Source organism: Gemmatimonas groenlandica (assembly GCF_013004105.1).
In the GTDB taxonomy this organism is placed as follows: Bacteria; Gemmatimonadota; Gemmatimonadetes; order Gemmatimonadales; family Gemmatimonadaceae; genus Gemmatimonas; species Gemmatimonas groenlandica.
Genome location: NZ_CP053085.1, coordinates 2009421 through 2026583, shown reverse-complemented (window position 1 = coordinate 2026583; position 17163 = coordinate 2009421). Strand labels below are relative to the sequence as shown.

Here is a 17163-nt window from a genome sequence, read left to right as displayed (position 1 = left end):
TCTTGGGCTGTCTCTCTCGAATCGGCTGCATCGTTGTCCTCGCCGTCGGTGGCGTCGGCGCGTACTGGCTCTACGGCGATCGCCTACCGTCGGTGCTGTCACGCGCGGCCTCCGGTGCGGCAAGCCGCGTGACCGACGCGGCCACCCAGGCCAGCGAGCGCCTCGACAGCAACCAAGGCGCGCGCATTGCGTCCGAGAACGGCGCGGCCCGTCGGGCAGAGCGCACCAAACGCGAGCAAGCGATCGTGTGGGCGCGTCTTGCGCCTGCAGGATCGGCGGGACGCGAGTCCATCGCGCGCCTTTCGCGGCGCAACGGTCCGGCCTTCGTGTCGCTGCGCGCACCCGACCTCGCCGGCGTGCTGGCAACGGGCATGTCGAAGCTGCTGCCCGCATCGGCCACACGCCCTGAAGTGGCGATCGTCGACGAGCAGGTCTTGGTGCGCACGGTCGTGGAACTGCGCGATGTGGCGGGGGACGGCGCGTTGCGAGGACTGCTCGGCGTGGCGCTTGACGGGCGCGACACGTTGCGGATGGCCGGCACCCTCGATCTCGTTCGCCCGGGACTGGCCGAGTACCGCGTGCGCGAATTGCGCATCAAGGGCATCGACGTGCCGCCGCGGCTGATCCCGGCGCTCGTCGGCGCCATGCATCGTGCTGTCACGGCGGATTCGCTGCCGTCGGATGCGTTACCGATTCCGTTGCCCAAGGCTGTGGCCGACGTGCGCGTCGCCAACGGCAAGGTCACTCTTTATAAGGCTGTGGTTCCATGAGCGCGCGCCGCATTCTCGTCGTCGATGACGAACCGGGTATCCGTCAGGCCCTTGGCCAGCTGCTCGAGTACGAGGGCTACGAGGTCAAGACTGCGACGGGTGGTGCCGAGGGCATCACGATCTACGACAGCTTCCGTCCGCAGCTTGTGTTCCTCGACGTGAAGATGGCGGGCCTCGATGGACTCGAGGTGCTCAAGCGTCTGCGGCAGGCCGATCCCAACGCCACCGTGGTGATGATCAGCGGGCACGCCACGATTCAAACCGCGGTTGAAGCCACGCAACTCGGCGCCTACGACATTCTCGAGAAGCCGCTCGATACGGATCGCGTGCTGGTGCTGCTGCGCAATGCGTTCGAAACGCGTTTGCTCACGGAAGAGAACGAGCGGCTGCGCGAAACGATCGAATCGCGCTACGAAATCGTGGGGCGCACGTACGGTATACGCGCATTGCTCGAGCGCATCGACAAGGTGGCCGGCACGCCGGCGCGCGTGCTCATCACGGGCGAGAACGGCACGGGCAAGGAACTCGTGGCGCGGGCCATTCATCGCGGGTCACTGCGCGCGAAGAAGCCGTTCGTGGAAGTGAACTGCGCAGCGATTCCGTCGGAGCTTATCGAGAGTGAGCTGTTCGGTCATATGAAGGGCTCGTTCACCGGTGCCATCGCCGATCGCGCCGGCAAGTTCGAGCAGGCCGATGGCGGTACGCTGTTTCTCGACGAGATCGGCGACATGTCGCTGAGCGCGCAGGCCAAGGTGTTGCGCGTGTTGCAGGACGGCTTCGTGACGCGCATCGGCGGCAGCAAGCCGATTCAGGTGGACGTGCGCGTACTGGCCGCCACCAACAAGTTGCTCGAAGACGAGATCGCCAACGGCCGCTTCCGCGAAGACTTGTTCTATCGGCTCAACGTGGTGCCCATCACGGTGCCGCCGCTGCGCGAGCGTCGCGAGGATATCGAGCAGCTGGTAGTGTATTTCCTGCAGCAGTTCGCCGCTCGCGACGGCTTGCCGGCGCGCGGCATCACCGATGAGGCGCTGGTGCGCTTGTCGGAGCTCGATTGGCCCGGCAACGTGCGCGAGTTGCGCAACACGGTGGAGCGTTTGGTGATTCTGGCCAGCGCCGCAACGATCACGGCCACCGACGTGGAGCGACTCGTCGGAAAACGGTCGGCCGAGCCGGCGGGGCTGGGCAACCTGGTAGACTGCACCACCTTCGAGGAGTTCAAGGTGGCCGCCGAGCGGGCGTTTCTGCTGGCCAAGCTGCGCGCCTTCGACTGGAACGTGTCGGAGACGGCGCGGGCGCTGGACATGCCCCGGTCGAATCTCTACAAGAAGATCGAGCGTTATGCTTTGACGCGAGAAAGCACGCCGGCGTGAGATGGGCCTGACCTTCAGCCACACCGAGTATGAGCGACCGTAATTGGGAAGCCGAGATGGCGAAGATCGACAAACAGCTGGCGTCGGTCTCCGACGAGGCGCTACTGGCCGAGAGCAAGGCCGTCGCCCCGACGAAGACGGGGGCACGCACGGTGGCCGCGCCCACGGTGGCGGCACCGATGCGGTCTGCCCCTGTTGGGTCGTCGGCGCCTGCGGCGGGTGCCTGGAAGGGCTGGGTGAAGGTGGCGATCGCCGTCGGCGCCGCGGCGGGGCTGATGTTCTGGCCCTGGCCGGCGCAGTGCGGTGGCCCGCTGATCGGGTTTACGGCGGCCACCGGTGCCGTGTCGCTGCTGGGCATGTGGAGTGCGATCGGGACGTGGCGCCATCGCCTTGGCCTCGCGCACGTGGCCTCGCTGCTGGTGGTGGTTTGGGGGCTGGTGCTGGGTGCTCGCGAGGTCCTACCGCGCGCCGGGTACGCCGTCCCAACCGCGGAGCGGAGTGAAGGCTGGAGTTGCCCGGCCCCCTCGGGAGGCCTGCCCTCGGTAGGTCCAGGGGTGATTCCGGGCTAAATTTCAGGGATGACGACTTTTCACAACTTCATTGGCGGCGCGTGGGTCGCGCCGCTGACCGGCGAGTATTTCGAGAATCGAAATCCGGCCGACCAGCAGGACGTGATCGGCCGCTTCCCGGCCTCCGGCGTGGCTGACGTGGACGCCGCCGTGGCGAGTGCGCAGCGCGGATTCGAGCGCTGGAAGCGCACCCCGGCACCGGCGCGCGGTGATGTGCTGCGTCGGGTCGGCGATCTGATGGCGGCGCGCAAGGAAGAGATCGCGAATCTGATGACGCGCGAGATGGGCAAGCCACTCGCGGAGACGCGTGGTGATGTGCAGGAAGGCATCGATACGGCGTATTACGCGGCCACCGAAGGACGGCGCTTGTTCGGCCACACGGTGCCAAGCGAACTGGCCAACAAGTGGGCCATGACGATGCGTCGCCCGATCGGCGTGTGCGGGCTGATCACGCCGTTCAATTTCCCGATGGCCATTCCCACGTGGAAGGCTTTCCCGGCACTGCTCTGTGGCAACTCGGTGATCCTCAAGCCCGCCGAAGATGTGCCGCACACGGCCACCGTGCTGGTGGAGATCCTGCTCGAAGCCGGCTTGCCGCCCGAAGTGATTCAGCTGGTGCACGGCATGGGCGAAGTGGTTGGTAAGGCGCTGGTGGAGCATCCGCAGGTGCCGGTGATTTCGTTCACGGGCTCGACCGAAACGGGACGGTTCGTGGGCGAGACGTGCGGCCGTATGCACAAGCGGTTGTCTCTCGAGATGGGCGGCAAGAACGCGCAGATCGTGCTCGACGATGCCGACCTCGATCTCGCCGTCGACGGAGTGCTGTGGGGGGCGTTCGGAACCACGGGTCAGCGCTGCACTGCCACCAGCCGCCTGATCCTGCAGGCCGGAATTCACGACACCTTCGTGGAGAAGCTCGTGGCGCGCGCGCAGGCACTCGTGCTCGGCGACGGTCGCGTCGCGGGCCACGACGTCGGTCCGCTGGTGAGCGAAGCGTCGCGTGAAAAAGTCGAGCGCTACGTGCAGATCGGGAAAGAGCAGGGTGCCACGCTGCGTTGCGGAGGCGCGCGGGCCACGGGTGGTGCGCTCGACGCCGGGTTCTTTTTCCAGCCCACGATCTTCACGAATGTGACCGCCGGATCACGATTGGAGCAGGAAGAAATCTTCGGGCCGGTGCTGTCGGTGATCCAGGTCGCTACCGTCGAGCAGGCGTTTGCGGTAAACAACGGTGTCCGCTACGGGCTGTCGTCGTCGGTGTACACGAGCAACGTGAACGTCGCCTTCCGCGCGCTGCAGGATCTCGACAACGGCATCACGTACGTGAACGCGCCCACGATCGGCGCTGAAGCGCATTTGCCCTTTGGTGGTGTGAAGGAAACGGGCAACGGACATCGCGAAGGCGGCTGGGAGGTGTACGAGTTCTACTCGGAGACCAAGGTGGGCTACGTGGACTACTCCGGAGCACTCCAGCGCGCGCAGATCGACAACTATTGAAAACCTGATGGCGCCGAACAAAGATCATCGCGCGAATGCCCTGCGGGCGGCCAATGGCCGCTCGCGTCGGCGCGCGCTCTCGTTCGGCTGGCTCTGGGAATGGGCCAAAGTGCTGCCGCCGGCGGTGCTGCTGTTTCTGGTGCTCCGCACCTTCGTGGTGGAGGCGTACAAGATCCCGTCCGGCAGCATGGAGCGCACGCTGCTGGTCGGGGATTTTCTGTTGGTGAACAAGTGGCTGTACGGCGCCGAGGTCCCGTATACGCATCGGCGCTTGCCTGCGGTGCGAGCGCCACAAATCGGCGACATTCTGGTGTTCGAGTGGCCCACCGATCCCACCAAGAACTTTGTCAAGCGATTGGTGGGACGGCCCGGTGATACGCTGTCCATGCAGGGCGGCGCGCTACTCCGCAACGGTGTACCGGTACGCGAACGATATGTGTCGCATACTGAACCGGACGTCGATCCGATGACCGACGAATTCCGCTGGCAGCGCGGGTATCTCACCAATACCGCCGCGGCCGCCGAAGCCGGCATGCCGCCGATCTATCGTCCGTCGCGAGACAACTGGGGCCCGATCGTGGTACCGCCCAAGCATTTGTTCGTGCTTGGCGACAATCGCGATAATTCTCTCGATAGCCGCTACTGGGGCTTTGTCCCCGACAGTTTGCTGCGAGGGACGCCGTGGATCGTCTACTACAGTTTTACCCCGGACTCCGCGGCGCGTGTACCGTGGCTCACCGGTATCCGGTGGGGCCGCCTGGGAGCGCTCGTTCGCTGACCGCGCGCGTGGCGATTTAATGGCGGCATGCGTTGACGAATGGTGCCTCAGTAGTTCACCGTTAAGGGGTTAGCAGTTAGTTGTTGTACGTAGGACGCCGCGCTCCCCCCGCCGCGCGGTCGAATGTCCAGTCTCTCTGCCACACGAGCCGCGCTGCCATGGCTGTGACGCCCCCGAAAAAGAAGGTGTCGTACGAGGAAGGCTCACTCGATCAGTATCTGCGCGACATCAGCGCATACCCGCTGATCTCCCGAGAAGAAGAAGCGGAGCTTGCGCGACGGATCCGGGTCGGTGATCAGGAGGCGCTGGACAAGTTGGTGCGATCGAATCTGCGCTTTGTCGTGTCGGTCGCGAAGAAGTATCAGAATCAGGGCGTGTCGTTGTCCGACCTGATCAACGAGGGCAACCTTGGCCTCATTCGCGCGGCGCACAAGTTCGACGAGACGAAGGGCATCAAGTTCATCTCCTACGCCGTCTGGTGGATTCGTCAGGCCATTCTGCAGGCGCTGGCCGAGCAGTCGCGCATTGTGCGGGTGCCCCTGAACCGGGCCGGCACGCTGCACCGCATCGGGAAACGGGCGAACACGCTGCTGCAGGAACTCGGACGCGAAGCCACGCACGCCGAGATTGCGGAAGGCATGGACATCACCGAGGAAGAAGTCGCCAAGACGATGTCGATTTCGCAGGTGCACCTCTCGCTCGACGCGCCACTCACTCCGGGCGAAGACAATCGCCTGCTGGACTACCTGCCCGACACGAACCACGCGACGCCCGACGAGCAGACCTTCGAGAAGGCGCTCACCGAAGCGATCGAGGACTCGTTGGGCAGCCTCAAGGAGCGCGAGTCGAAGATCCTGCGCCTGTACTTCGGCATCGACGGTACTGAGCCGATGACCCTCGAGGAAATCGGATCGCAGCTCGGCATCACGCGCGAGCGCGTTCGTCAGATCAAGGAGAAGGCACTGTCGCGTCTCCGGCACGTTTCACGATCCAAGTCGCTCGAAAGCTTCCTGGGCTGAGCCCATACTGATTCTATGGCTTCTACGTATTCCTTCGACGTCACGACCAGCGTCGACCTGCAGGAAGTGGACAACGCGGTCAATCAGACCCAGAAGGAGATCGCCCAGCGATTCGACTTCAAGGGCGCCTTGGTCGAGATCGAGTTCAAGCGCACCGATAGCATCGTGAACCTGGCCACCGACAGCGATATGCGCATGGAAGCGCTGTTCGACGCGCTGCGCGGCAAGCTGATCAAGCGTGGCGTGCCGGTGAAGAATCTGGACATCGGTGATGTGAAGCCGGGCGGCGGCGACGTGCTCCGCCGCGAGATCAAGCTCAAGATGGCGCTCGAGTCCGAGCAGGCCAAGAAGGTGTCGGCCACGATCAAGGACGCGAAGCTCAAGAAGGTCACGGCCAGCATTCAGGGTGATCAGGTGCGCGTATCGAGCCCCGATAAGGACGCGCTGCAGGATGCGATCGCGGTGCTTCGGAAGGCGGACTTCGAGGTGGAGCTGCAGTTCGGCAATTTCCGCTAGAGGGTGAGTACGCTAGCTTTCCAGGATGCTCAAGTTCGGTTTGGTCACCCTCGGGTGCGATAAGAATACGGTAGACTCCGAGCGGTACCTGGCTGATCTCGTCGCTCATGGCGGCGAGCAGGTGACCGATATGCGTGACGCCGATGTGGTGGTGGTCAACACCTGCGGCTTCATCGACGCCGCCAAGGCCGAGTCGATCGAAGCGATCGTGGCCGCCGCGCGCCTGAAGGACGACGGCAAGTGTCAGGCGGTGTTCGCCATCGGGTGCATGGTGGAGCGGCACAAGTCGGAGCTCGAAGAGGCACTGCCCGAGGTGGACGTGTTCCTCGGCAACTCCGAGACCGACCGCCTCATCCCCGAACTCGTGGAGCGCGGCCTGCTGGGTGGGTCACTGGTCGAGCATCCAGGCGTGCGTCTGTTCGGCGGTGACCTGCCGCATGTACGCTATCTGAAGATCTCGGAAGGATGCGATCACGGCTGCGCGTTCTGCGCGATCCCGCTCATGCGCGGCAAGCACCGTTCGTTCGCGCTCGATGATCTGGTGAAGGAAGCGCAGTTGCTGGAAGTGCAGGGTGCGCGCGAGATGAACCTGGTGGCGCAGGATCTCGCGCATTACGGCCGCGACCGTCGCGATGGTGTGGCGTTGCCGGAGCTACTCGAAGCGCTCGTGCGCGAAACGTCGATCCCCTGGATCCGCAACATGTACCTCTACAGCACCGGCATCACGCCGCGCTTGCTGGAGGTCATCGCGGCCAATTCGCGCATCGTACGATATCTCGACACGCCGATGCAGCACGGCTCCGATGCGGTGCTGGCGCGCATGCGTCGCCCGGAGCGTCAGAAAACCATCCGTGAGCGCCTCGCGCAGTATCGCGCGATCGTGCCCGATTTGGCCGTGCGTACCTCGGTGATCGTCGGATTTCCGGGCGAGACCGAAACTGACTTCGAAATTCTCTGCGATTTCCTCGAGGAGATGCAGTTCGATCGCGTCGGGGTGTTCACCTATTCGCCGCAGGAAGGCACGCGCGCGAACAGCATGGAAGACGACGTCGCCGATTCGATCAAGCAGGAGCGCAAGGAGCGCATCGAAGAGCTGCAGCGTGCGATCACGTCGGAACGGTACGAGCGCTTCCTGGGTGTCGAGTCTCGCGTGTTGGTCGAGCGTGCCTCCGACGTGGCCGGTGAGATGCTGTGTCGTGCGCCGTGGCAGGCCGATGACATCGACGGATTGGTCCACGTACCGATCAACGCCGCATCGGGCATCATGACACCCGGTGCGTTCGCCGACGTGCGTATCGAGCACGTCGTGGACGACTACGATTTCCGTGCCACGCTGTTGCGCGTGGCCGAGCAAGCGACCGCACCGATCCGACGTGCGTCGCGCACCCTGCCGCTGGTTGGCAGCGGTATTCCTGACAGTTCTTCCGTGGGGAGTTTCGGCCGATGAGCAGTCCGACAGAACTCGCAGCCATGTTGACGTCGCGCCCGAGCGCGCGTTCCGCCGAAATCATGGCGCGAGCGCGCGCTCGTTTTCCGGGCGGCGTGAACTCGCCCGTGCGCGCTTTCGGCGGCGTGGGTGGAGAACCGTTCGTCGCCAAGCGCGGCAAAGGCGCCTTGGTGTGGGACGCCGATGGCAACGAGTATCTCGATTACATCTTGTCATGGGGCCCGTTGGTGCTTGGGCATGCCCCTGATGTCGTTCTCGAGGCGGTGTCGCGTGCCATGCAGGACGGCACCAGCTTCGGCATGCCCACCGAGCGTGAGGTGGAGCTGGCCGACAAGATCGCCGAGCGGATGCCGCACATGGAGATGGTGCGCTTCACGTCCAGTGGCACCGAAGCGGCGATGACCATTGCGCGGCTGGCCCGTGCCATCACGGGACGCGAGTACATCCTCAAGTTCGAAGGCTGTTACCACGGCCATGCCGATGCGTTCCTGGTGCGCGCGGGGTCGGGGGTGGCCACGCTCGGGCTTCCCGATTCGCCGGGCGTCCCGGCGGCGCTGGCCAAGCTGACGCTGACCTGCCGCTACAACGACCTCGAGGAGGCGGCCCGCATCGCCCGCGAGTACCCGTTGGCCGCCATCATGCTCGAGCCGATCGTGGGCAACAGCGGCTTCATCGAGCCGCTCCCCGAGTTCATCCCCGGATTGCGGAAGATCGCTGACGAAACCGGGGCGTTGCTCGTCTTTGATGAAGTCATGACCGGTTTCCGTATCGCCTTCGGCGGCGCTCGCGAGCGCTTTGGTGTCACCCCCGATCTCACTGCCTTGGGCAAGGTGATCGGCGGAGGCCTGCCGGTGGCTGCCTATGGTGGCCGTCGTGAGCTCATGCAGAACGTGGCGCCCACGGGCAAGGTGTATCAGGCCGGCACGCTCTCGGGCAATCCGTTGGCGATGGCGGCGGGACTCGCCACGCTCGGTGCGCTCACGCAAGAGGTGCACGACGGCATCACGGCGCAGACGGGTGTGCTGGTCCAGGGGATGCGGGACATCGCTGCGCGACATGGCGTGCCGTTTTCGGCCAGCCATTCCGGCTCGATGTGGGGCTTCTTCTTCCGCGACGAGCCTGTGCACACGTACGACGACGCCAAGTTGTCGGATACGGTGCTGTTCAAGCGGTTCTTTCACGCGGCGCGCCGTCGTGGTGTATCGCTGGCGCCGTCGGCGTTCGAAGCAGGGTTCATGTCGTCGGCGCACGGCGATGCGGAAATCGCCGAGACACTCACCCGGCTCGACGACGCGCTTGGCGCGGCCGTCGCGCAACGGGACTAGCTCAGGAGTTCATGCGTTCGCTCATCGCTGGTGCCTTTGGTACCCTGGTAGCCGCCGCCGCCTTCACGGTGGCATGCGCGCCGCGTGGGGGCAGCATGGGCCCCAGCGCACCCACGCCGGTGATGCAAGGTCCGATCACCGGCGAAGCGCACGGGCGATTGGATGGACGAGACCGGATGGCGCGTATCGCGCTGGCCGGCAAGGCGCAGCAGGCGCCGGTGTCGGCCACGGGACGGTGGCGCATCGATGAGCAAGGTGGACGCACGAAGCTGGTGACGGGGCAGGGCGCCGAGAACTGGCGTGTGGAGCAGCAGGGCGGGTTGTTGCGGGTGGCCGGGGATAACGGCGATGCCACTCCGTGGCGCGAGGGGCCGTTCGTGGCCCGCGCGGTCGACGGCGGCTCGGCGCTGCGCTACGACAATCGGCGCTATCGCGGCGAGCTCTGGTTCACACCGACCGACAGCGGCATTCTGGTGGTGAACCGGCTGCCGGTGGAGGAGTACCTGCGCGGCGTGGTGCCGATCGAATTGGGCACCCGGCAGCCGGCGGATCGCGCTGCGCTGGAAGCACAGGCGATTGCCGCACGAAGCTACGCGTACATTCGTGTGCCGTCGGACGAATCGGTTGAGCCGCGCTCGGGGTGGCACATGGTGGCCACGGTGCAGAATCAGGTGTATGCCGGTCTGGACGTGGAGGCACCGATCGTGAATGAAGCGATCGACAACACGGCCGGATTGGTGATCCGCTACAACGGGTTGCTGGTGGACGCGCCGTACTACTCATCGTGCGGCGGGCGGACGGCGGCGCCGAAGGAATCGTGGCGGGATGTTCGTGAGGAACCCTATCTGCAGTCGGTGGACGACACCGATCCGCGCACCGGGCGCCCGTACTGCGACATTTCGCCCCGGAATCACTGGACGGCGGAGTTTGACGAAGCGCAGCTGAGCGAGACCGTGCGGCGGGCCCTGGTGGCGGCCGGCGCGCGCGATCCACGCCCCGGCGTGGTCACGGAGATGCGGGTGGAGGGTCGGACGGCGTCGGGGCGCGCCACGGCGCTGGTGCTGCGCACCGATCGCGGTGACGTGACCGTGCGCAACAATGAGATCCGCAATGTGCTGCGTGATGCGCGTGGCGCGATCCTGTCCAGCACGTATTTTTCAGTGGACCGCGAATCCCGTGCTCGTGGACACCTGACCGGTGTCAGCCTGCACGGCCACGGCAACGGCCACGGAGTGGGGATGTGTCAGTGGGGAGCGATCGGCCGGTCACGGGCCGGCATCGACGCTCGCACGATCCTGCGTCATTACTATCCGGGGACCGTCGTCGGGTTCGCCGACTGATCTGTCATCTCCGGAGGCGTACATGAAAGACGGCGTGCGTATAGCCGTCGTCGGCACGGGTGCCATTGCCCAGCTGACGCACATCCCCGTTCTGTCCAAGCTGCGCGGCGCCAAGCTGGTCGCGCTCTGTGATAACGATGCGGCCAAAGCGCGTGCGCTGGCGGATCGTTTTGACGTGCCCGACGTGTTCACCGATTTCGAGGAGCTGCTCGACAGCGACGAACTCGACGCGGTCATCATTGCGACGCCAAATCACCTGCACGAGCCGCATGTGTTGTCGGCACTGCGCAAGAAGCTCCATGTGTTGTGTGAGCGTCCGCTGTCGCTCTCCACGCGCGGCATCGAGCGGTGTATTGCCGCCGCGCACAAGGCGGATCGGCGGTTGGTCGTGGGGCACAATCACCGCTTCCGTTCCGACGTGCAGGCGCTCGATCAGTTCATCCGCAATGCGGAGCTGGGGCAGGTCACGTCCATTCGCGCTGGGTCGCTGCAGATGAAGCACACGGCCGACGGGTGGCGCAATCGTCGCGCCGAGTCGGGTGGCGGCGTCTTTCTCGAGCACGGCTTCCCGCTGCTCGATCTGGCGATGTGGCTGGCCGACGGTCCGAATCCGATCCGGGTCGTGTCGTCGATGCGTCGCGGTCGCGCGGCGGGCTCGGTGGAAGACGCGATGCAGGTATTTCTCGAGTGCGACAACGGCTTGGTGTTGAACATCGACGTGTCGTGGTCGTACGTGGGCAGCGAAGATCGCTGGTGGTTTGAAGTGCATGCCACGCGCGGCTCAGCGAGACTGGCGCCGTTGCGTGTGACCAAGGAGCTGAACGGACGCGCGGTGGATGTGTCGCCGTCGGGTGCGGCGGCACGCGAAAGCCCGTTCCTGCAGAGTTACCGGGCGGAGATCGCGCACTTCCTCGCCGTGATCAACGGCGAAGCCCCGTACGAACCGCCCACCGATCAGGTGCTGGTGCAAAAGGTGGTCGAGGCGATCTACAAGGCCGCCGACGACGGGAAAGAGTTCCGCTTCTAATGGCAGGGACCGTTGTTCGGCGCCTGCTGGCGGCGGCGATGCTGATGGCATCGTCGGCGCTGGCGGCACAGCCGACCGAGACGCCGCAGACACCGAAGCCGCCGGCACCGGGCGTGTCGGCATCGCTCGATAGTGCGCGCGCCGAACGCGGTGCGCGCATGTCGGTGGCGATCATTACCTACGGCCCGGGCGAGTTCGTGTTCGAGAAGTTCGGGCACATTGCGCTGGCGCTCACCGACAGCAGTACGGGTCAGGACATCGCCTTCAATTGGGGCATGTTCGACTTCAGTCAACCGAATTTTCTCGGACGCTTTCTGACCGGCGACACGAAGTATTGGATGGAAGGCTACCGTACCGCCGATTTCAATGCGGCGTACACGCGCGAGAATCGCACGATTCGCAAACTCGAGCTGCAGCTCAGCGCGGTACAGCGTGGTGCGATCGCCGACTTCGTGCGCTGGAATGCGCAGGACGCGAACAAGTACTATCGCTACGATTACTACGCCGACAACTGCGCCACGCGCGTGCGTGACCTGCTTAACTGGGCGTTGCAGGGACAGCTCGATGCACCGTTCGCCGTGCCCGGCAGCGGCCGCACCTGGCGTAATGAAACGGCGCGTATCACGGCCAGCGATCCGCTGGTATATCCGGGTATTCAAGTCGCCCTCGGTCGCAACGCCGATCACGTGCTCACGAAGTGGGAAGAGTCGTTCCTGCCCGATCTGCTGGCGAATCATCTGGTGGCGCTTTCGGTCAAGGATGCGAACGGCGCGTCGATGAAGCTGGTGACCAGTGACTCCGTGCTCTACACCGCCGACCGCGCGCCGATGCCCGAGGGGGCACCGTCTCGCGTACCGATGGCGCTCGTGCTTGGTATCGTGCTGGCCGCGCTCGTGGTGCTGCTGTCTGGCGCCGGCTCCGCGATCGCTCGGTTCGCGCTGGTCACGTTCTCCGTACTGTGGTTCGGTATCGGAGGTGTGCTGGGCACGGCGTTGTTGCTGGCGGGCACCGTGACGAAGCACATGCCCTACATGGGCGCCAATCTCACCGTGCTACAGTTGCATCCGCTCATGCTGGTGGCGGCGGTGGTGATCACGGCGTCGCTCTGGCGTGGTGCGCGTACGCGCGCGGCCACCGGTGTGGCGGCACTCGTCGCGCTGCTGTCGCTGGTTGGCCTGGCGCTGCAGCTGGTGCCGTCGTGGCATCAGCAGAGCGGTGTGGTGCTCGCCGTGATCGTGCCGGTGCAGGTGGCGTTCGCCGTGGCGACACTGCGCCTGCGCGCTCGCTCCTTGCGCACGGCGTCATGACGAGCCCGCGCATCGCCGTCGGCATCGACGTGGGCGGGACGTTCACCGACCTCGCTGCGTTGCACGCCGATGGAACGGTGCACACGTCGAAGGTGCTGAGTGTCGCGACGGATCGGGCGGCTGGTGTGCTGGAAGCGCTCCGCGTCGCGGCGCTCAACGGGTCGCAGATTGCGCACATCGCGCACGGCACGACGGTCGTCACCAATCTGCTGCTCGAACGGGCGGGAGCCCGCGTCGTCGCCTGCGCGACGGCCGGATTTACCGACCTGCTCGAGCTGCGTCGGCAGGAGCGTGCGGCGCTGTACGACCTGGCCAAGCATCACCCGCGCCCGCTGGTGGAGCAGGCGCAGGTGATTCCGGTGCGCGAGCGCATCACGCCCGATGGCATCACGCTGGCGCTCACCGACGAAGCGATCGCCGACGTGATCGCCGCGGTGAAGGCGCAGCAGCCGGACACGGTGGCGATCACGCTGTTGCACGCCTACGGCGATCCGTCGCATGAGCGTGCCCTCCGCGACGCGCTTGTGGTGGCCCTCGAACAGGCTGGACTGGTGGCCGATGTGGTGTGTTCCCACGAAGCGCTGCCGGAGATCCGCGAGTACGAGCGGATGGCGACCACGGTGGCCGAAGCGTACGCGCGACCGGCCGTGCGTCGGTATCTGTCAGGGCTCTCGGCGCGACTGGCGCAGCACGACTATCCAGCGCCGCGCGTGATGACCTCGGCCGGCGGCACGCTGTCGGCGCACGATGCGGCGTCGCATGCGGCCGCGCTGGCCCTCTCCGGCCCCGCTGGCGGCGTGACGGGGGCAGCGGCGATCGCACGTGCCCTCGGGGTTTCGCGGGCACTGACGATCGATATTGGCGGCACCAGCGCCGACGTGGGATTGGTGGACGACGGCGAGCCGCTGGTGGAGCGTGGTGGTGCGGTGGCCGGTGTACCGATCGCCTTGCCACGCGTGCTGGTGGAGGCGGTCGCGGCCGGTGGTGGTAGCATCGCCTGGCTCGACGACGGCGGCGCGCTGCGCACGGGACCGATGAGCGCCGGTGCGTCACCCGGCCCAGCGGCCTATGGTCGCGGGGGCGTGCGACCCACGGTCACCGATGCGCACGTGGTGCTGGGCACGATCGCACCGGGCGAGTGGAGCGGCGGCGTCACGATCAGTCTGGAGCACGCGCGGGCTGCCGTCGACACCATCGCGGCGCCGCTCGGCGTGTCGCTGGCACGGGCGGCCGAAGCCATCATCGCCACGGCCGATGCCACGATGGCGCGTGCGTTGCGCCGCGTGTCGGTGGAGCGCGGCGTCGATCCGCGCGACGTGCCACTGATCGCGTTCGGTGGCGGCGGTCCGCTACATGCCTGTGGATTGGCTGAGCGCTTGGGCATGCGGCAGGTGATCGTGCCGCCACATGCGGGCGTGTTGAGCGCGGTGGGTCTCGCGTTGGCGCCGGAACGTCGCGAGTCGTTGGTGAGCGTGATGCAGCGCGCCGATGCCATGAGCGCGGCATCACTAGCCACGCTGCTCGAGCAGGAGGCGTGTGCCATGCGCACCGACGGCGACGACGCGGTGTCGCTCACCGTGCGCTGGTGGCTGCGTGCCCGGTACGAGGGCCAAGGCTACGAGCTCGACGTCGCGGTGCAACCCGGCGACACACCGGGTGCCGTCGCGGAACGGTTCGTGGCGCGGCATGATCAGCGCGCGGGTTTTGTGCTCGATCGGGCGGTTGAGTTCATCAGTGCCCGCACGACGCTCAGCAGTGCGCCGTGGCCGGTGCACTTCGCGCGTCCCACGCGCCATGGTGTGTTGTCGGCCGGTGTAGATGACGGACGCGCGATGGCGCGGGTGATAGAGGGTCCGGCGGTCGTACGATTGCCGGATGCGACCATGCGGATCGCGCCGGGTTGGACGGCGCGGGCGCTGGAAATCGGAGGGTGGATGCTGGAGCAGCAACGATGACGATGTCAAAGACCACGCATATCGGACGCATTCTCGGCACGCCGGTGCCGATGTTGATGCCGTTGGACGGCCCAGTGCACGTGCTGCTCATCGGTGAGGCGCCGGGACCGCGCGGTGCCGACAAAAGCGGCGTGCCGTTTCTGGGCGATGCCGCGGGCAAGGGCCTGTACGATGTGTTGGTGCGGTTGGGCGCGATGACACTGCCGCCGGAGATCGAGCGCATGGAATGGGACGGTGCGTTGTTCGTTGCCAGCGGCGTCGTTCCCGTCGCGAACGGCGTGGCGTTGGGTAATGCCTTTGATCGTTGCCCCACGGATAATGGCGCCACGTTTCGCGCACCCACGCGATCCGAGCTGGAGGGGACGGAGAACCTGACCAGACTGACGCGCGATATCACCATGCTGCGCGCACGCGGTCTGAAGGGTATCGTGACGCTCGGCCGCGTGGCCACGCGCACGATCGACACGCTGTTCAAGCGCACCCCGATGCCGGAGATGGCACGTCGCGCGCTGCCACATCCGTCGGCGCAGGGGCTGTTGTCGATGGCGCCCGATCGCGGCAAGGGCGCCAAGATGGCCGACCTGCAGGAGGCCTGGATGGTGCGCTGCCAGTATGCGGTGTTGCAGGCCGGGTATCCGGCACCCGAGGCGGATCCGTCGTGACGTCGACTCGCGCGCGTTTCGACGCGCTCGAACTCACGGTGTTTTCGCAGGGCGTCGCGATGCTCGCCGAGGAGATGGGCGGCTTGCTGGAACGGAGCAGCATTTCGCCGAACATCCGTGAGCGTCGCGATGCGAGCTGTGCGCTGTTCGACGCCGATGGGCGTATGGTGGCGCAGGCGGCGCACATCCCAGTGCACCTGGGCGCCATGCCCGAGTCGGTGGCGGCGGTGCGCGCCTGTGGTGCGGCTCCGGGCGACGTGTTTCTACTGAACGATCCGTCGCATGGCGGTTCGCATTTGCCCGACCTCACAATGGTCGAGGTGATCGCCGACGCCAACGATGCGCAGCGCATCATCGGGTACGCGGCGGTGCGCGCGCACCATGCCGACGTGGGTGGTATGAGTCCGGGCAGCATGCCGTTCGGCGCGACGGAGCTGTTTCAGGAAGGGATCATCGTGCCGCCGGTGCGCATCGAGCGCGGTGGCGTGGCGCAGGACGATGTGATGCGGCTGGTGCTCGCGAACGTGCGCACGCCGGAAGAGCGCGAAGGCGACCTGCGAGCGCAGCGCGCTGCGTGCGCGGCGGGTCGTACCGGATGGCAGGCGCTATACGCGAAACTTGGCGCCGACGCATTGGGCGACGCGGTGAACGCGCTACTCGATTACACCGAGCGTCGCGTGCGGGCACGCCTCGAGCTCTTGGAAGGCGCCCAAGGCCGAGCCGCCGACGCGCTGGAAGGCGACGGCGTGAGCGACGCGTCGATCCCGGTGGTCGTGCATGTGCGCGTGCAGGACGCCACGTTGCATCTGGATCTCACCGGGACGTCACCCGCGGTACGCGGCAACGTGAATGCCCCGCCGGCGGTGGCGCGAGCCGCTGCGGTATTTGTGCTGCGCGTGTTGTGCGACGACGATGTGCCGGTGAACGACGGCGTGGCGCGCGCGCTGGCGCTCACCATTCCCGACGATTGTGTGGCGAACGCCAAGCGACCGAGCGCGGTCGCGGCCGGAAACGTGGAACTGTCGCAGCGCATGACCGATGTCTGCTTTGCCGCGCTGTCGGCAGCGGCGGCGAGCATCGGCGTGCACGACTTGCCCATTCCCGCCTGCGGGCAAGGCACGATGAACAACGTCACGTTGGGCGCACCCGGGTGGAGCTTTTACGAAACGCTCGGCGGCGGGCAGGGTGGCAGTGCGCGTGGCGACGGACCCGACGCGGTACACGTGGGCATGAGCAACACGCGCAACACGCCGGTGGAGTCTCTCGAGCGCGCGTATCCGCTGCGCGTGGTCGAGTATTCCGTGCGTCGCGGCAGCGGTGGTGCCGGCGCCAGTCGCGGCGGCGACGGCATCGTGCGCCGCTATCAGGCGATGGTGCCGTGCACAGCGACGTTGCTCACCGAACGTCGTCGTGTTGCGCCGCCGGGAGCGAACGGTGGTGGTGACGCGCAGCCTGGTCGGAACTTGCTGAACGGTGACGTGCTTCCGGCCAAGTGTCGCGTGAACATGAAGGCGGGCGACGTGCTGACGCTAGAGACGCCAGGAGGCGGCGGCTGGGGGTTCAGGAACAGCTAGGGGCGCT

At 66.2% G+C, this 17163-nt stretch carries 15 protein-coding genes; all 15 read left to right on the top strand.

Annotated elements, in window-relative coordinates; translation table 11 throughout:
- Window positions 1–2: 2 nt before the first annotated feature.
- Window positions 3–770 carry a hypothetical protein gene (locus HKW67_RS08550; protein ID WP_171224984.1) on the top strand — a complete coding sequence of 256 codons (768 nt, stop codon included), beginning with the start codon at window positions 3–5 and terminating at the stop codon, window positions 768–770.
- Window positions 767–2143 carry a sigma-54-dependent transcriptional regulator gene (locus HKW67_RS08545; protein WP_171224983.1) on the top strand — a complete coding sequence of 459 codons (1377 nt, stop codon included), beginning with the start codon at window positions 767–769 and terminating at the stop codon, window positions 2141–2143. The genes HKW67_RS08550 and HKW67_RS08545 overlap by 4 nt, the downstream gene beginning before the upstream one ends.
- A 29-nt stretch (window positions 2144–2172) precedes the next feature.
- The gene (locus tag HKW67_RS08540) at window positions 2173–2712 is read left to right on the top strand and encodes a hypothetical protein (protein ID WP_171224982.1); all 540 of its coding nucleotides are present in this window, start codon (window positions 2173–2175) and stop codon (window positions 2710–2712) included.
- Window positions 2713–2721: 9 nt separating this feature from the next.
- A complete protein-coding gene (locus tag HKW67_RS08535) occupies window positions 2722–4206 on the top strand; it encodes an aldehyde dehydrogenase family protein (RefSeq protein WP_171224981.1) in 1485 nt (494 codons plus the stop codon).
- A 7-nt stretch (window positions 4207–4213) separates the two neighbouring features.
- A complete protein-coding gene (gene lepB, locus HKW67_RS08530) occupies window positions 4214–4984 on the top strand; it encodes a signal peptidase I (protein WP_171224980.1) in 771 nt (256 codons plus the stop codon).
- A 158-nt stretch (window positions 4985–5142) separates the two neighbouring features.
- A complete protein-coding gene (locus tag HKW67_RS08525; RefSeq protein WP_171224979.1) occupies window positions 5143–6003 on the top strand; it encodes a sigma-70 family RNA polymerase sigma factor in 861 nt (286 codons plus the stop codon).
- Window positions 6004–6018: 15 nt separating this feature from the next.
- Complete coding sequence (locus HKW67_RS08520; protein ID WP_171224978.1) at window positions 6019–6519, top strand: YajQ family cyclic di-GMP-binding protein; 501 nt, start codon at window positions 6019–6021, stop codon at window positions 6517–6519.
- 25 nt (window positions 6520–6544) lie between these two features.
- Window positions 6545–7966, top strand: a complete 1422-nt coding sequence (rimO, locus tag HKW67_RS08515) for a 30S ribosomal protein S12 methylthiotransferase RimO (protein ID WP_171224977.1) — start codon at window positions 6545–6547, stop codon at window positions 7964–7966.
- Entirely contained in the window at window positions 7963–9291 is a 1329-nt protein-coding gene (hemL, locus tag HKW67_RS08510) for a glutamate-1-semialdehyde 2,1-aminomutase (protein WP_171224976.1), read from the top strand. Before rimO ends, hemL begins: the two co-directional genes overlap by 4 nt.
- Window positions 9292–9302: 11 nt before the next feature.
- Window positions 9303–10631: a SpoIID/LytB domain-containing protein gene (locus HKW67_RS08505; RefSeq protein ID WP_171224975.1), complete on the top strand. Its 1329-nt coding sequence runs from the start codon at window positions 9303–9305 to the stop codon at window positions 10629–10631.
- Between the two features lie 22 nt (window positions 10632–10653).
- Entirely contained in the window at window positions 10654–11658 is a 1005-nt protein-coding gene (locus HKW67_RS08500; RefSeq protein ID WP_171224974.1) for a Gfo/Idh/MocA family protein, read from the top strand.
- Window positions 11658–12965 carry a lipoprotein N-acyltransferase Lnb domain-containing protein gene (locus tag HKW67_RS08495; RefSeq protein WP_171224973.1) on the top strand — a complete coding sequence of 436 codons (1308 nt, stop codon included), beginning with the start codon at window positions 11658–11660 and terminating at the stop codon, window positions 12963–12965. Before HKW67_RS08500 ends, HKW67_RS08495 begins: the two co-directional genes overlap by 1 nt.
- Window positions 12962–14920, top strand: coding sequence for a hydantoinase/oxoprolinase family protein (locus HKW67_RS08490; RefSeq protein ID WP_171224972.1), 1959 nt, complete (start codon window positions 12962–12964; stop codon window positions 14918–14920). Before HKW67_RS08495 ends, HKW67_RS08490 begins: the two co-directional genes overlap by 4 nt.
- The gene (locus HKW67_RS08485; RefSeq protein ID WP_171224971.1) at window positions 14917–15582 is read left to right on the top strand and encodes a uracil-DNA glycosylase family protein; all 666 of its coding nucleotides are present in this window, start codon (window positions 14917–14919) and stop codon (window positions 15580–15582) included. The genes HKW67_RS08490 and HKW67_RS08485 overlap by 4 nt, the downstream gene beginning before the upstream one ends.
- Window positions 15579–17156 carry a hydantoinase B/oxoprolinase family protein gene (locus HKW67_RS08480; RefSeq protein ID WP_230981154.1) on the top strand — a complete coding sequence of 526 codons (1578 nt, stop codon included), beginning with the start codon at window positions 15579–15581 and terminating at the stop codon, window positions 17154–17156. Before HKW67_RS08485 ends, HKW67_RS08480 begins: the two co-directional genes overlap by 4 nt.
- Window positions 17157–17163 lie beyond the last annotated feature (7 nt).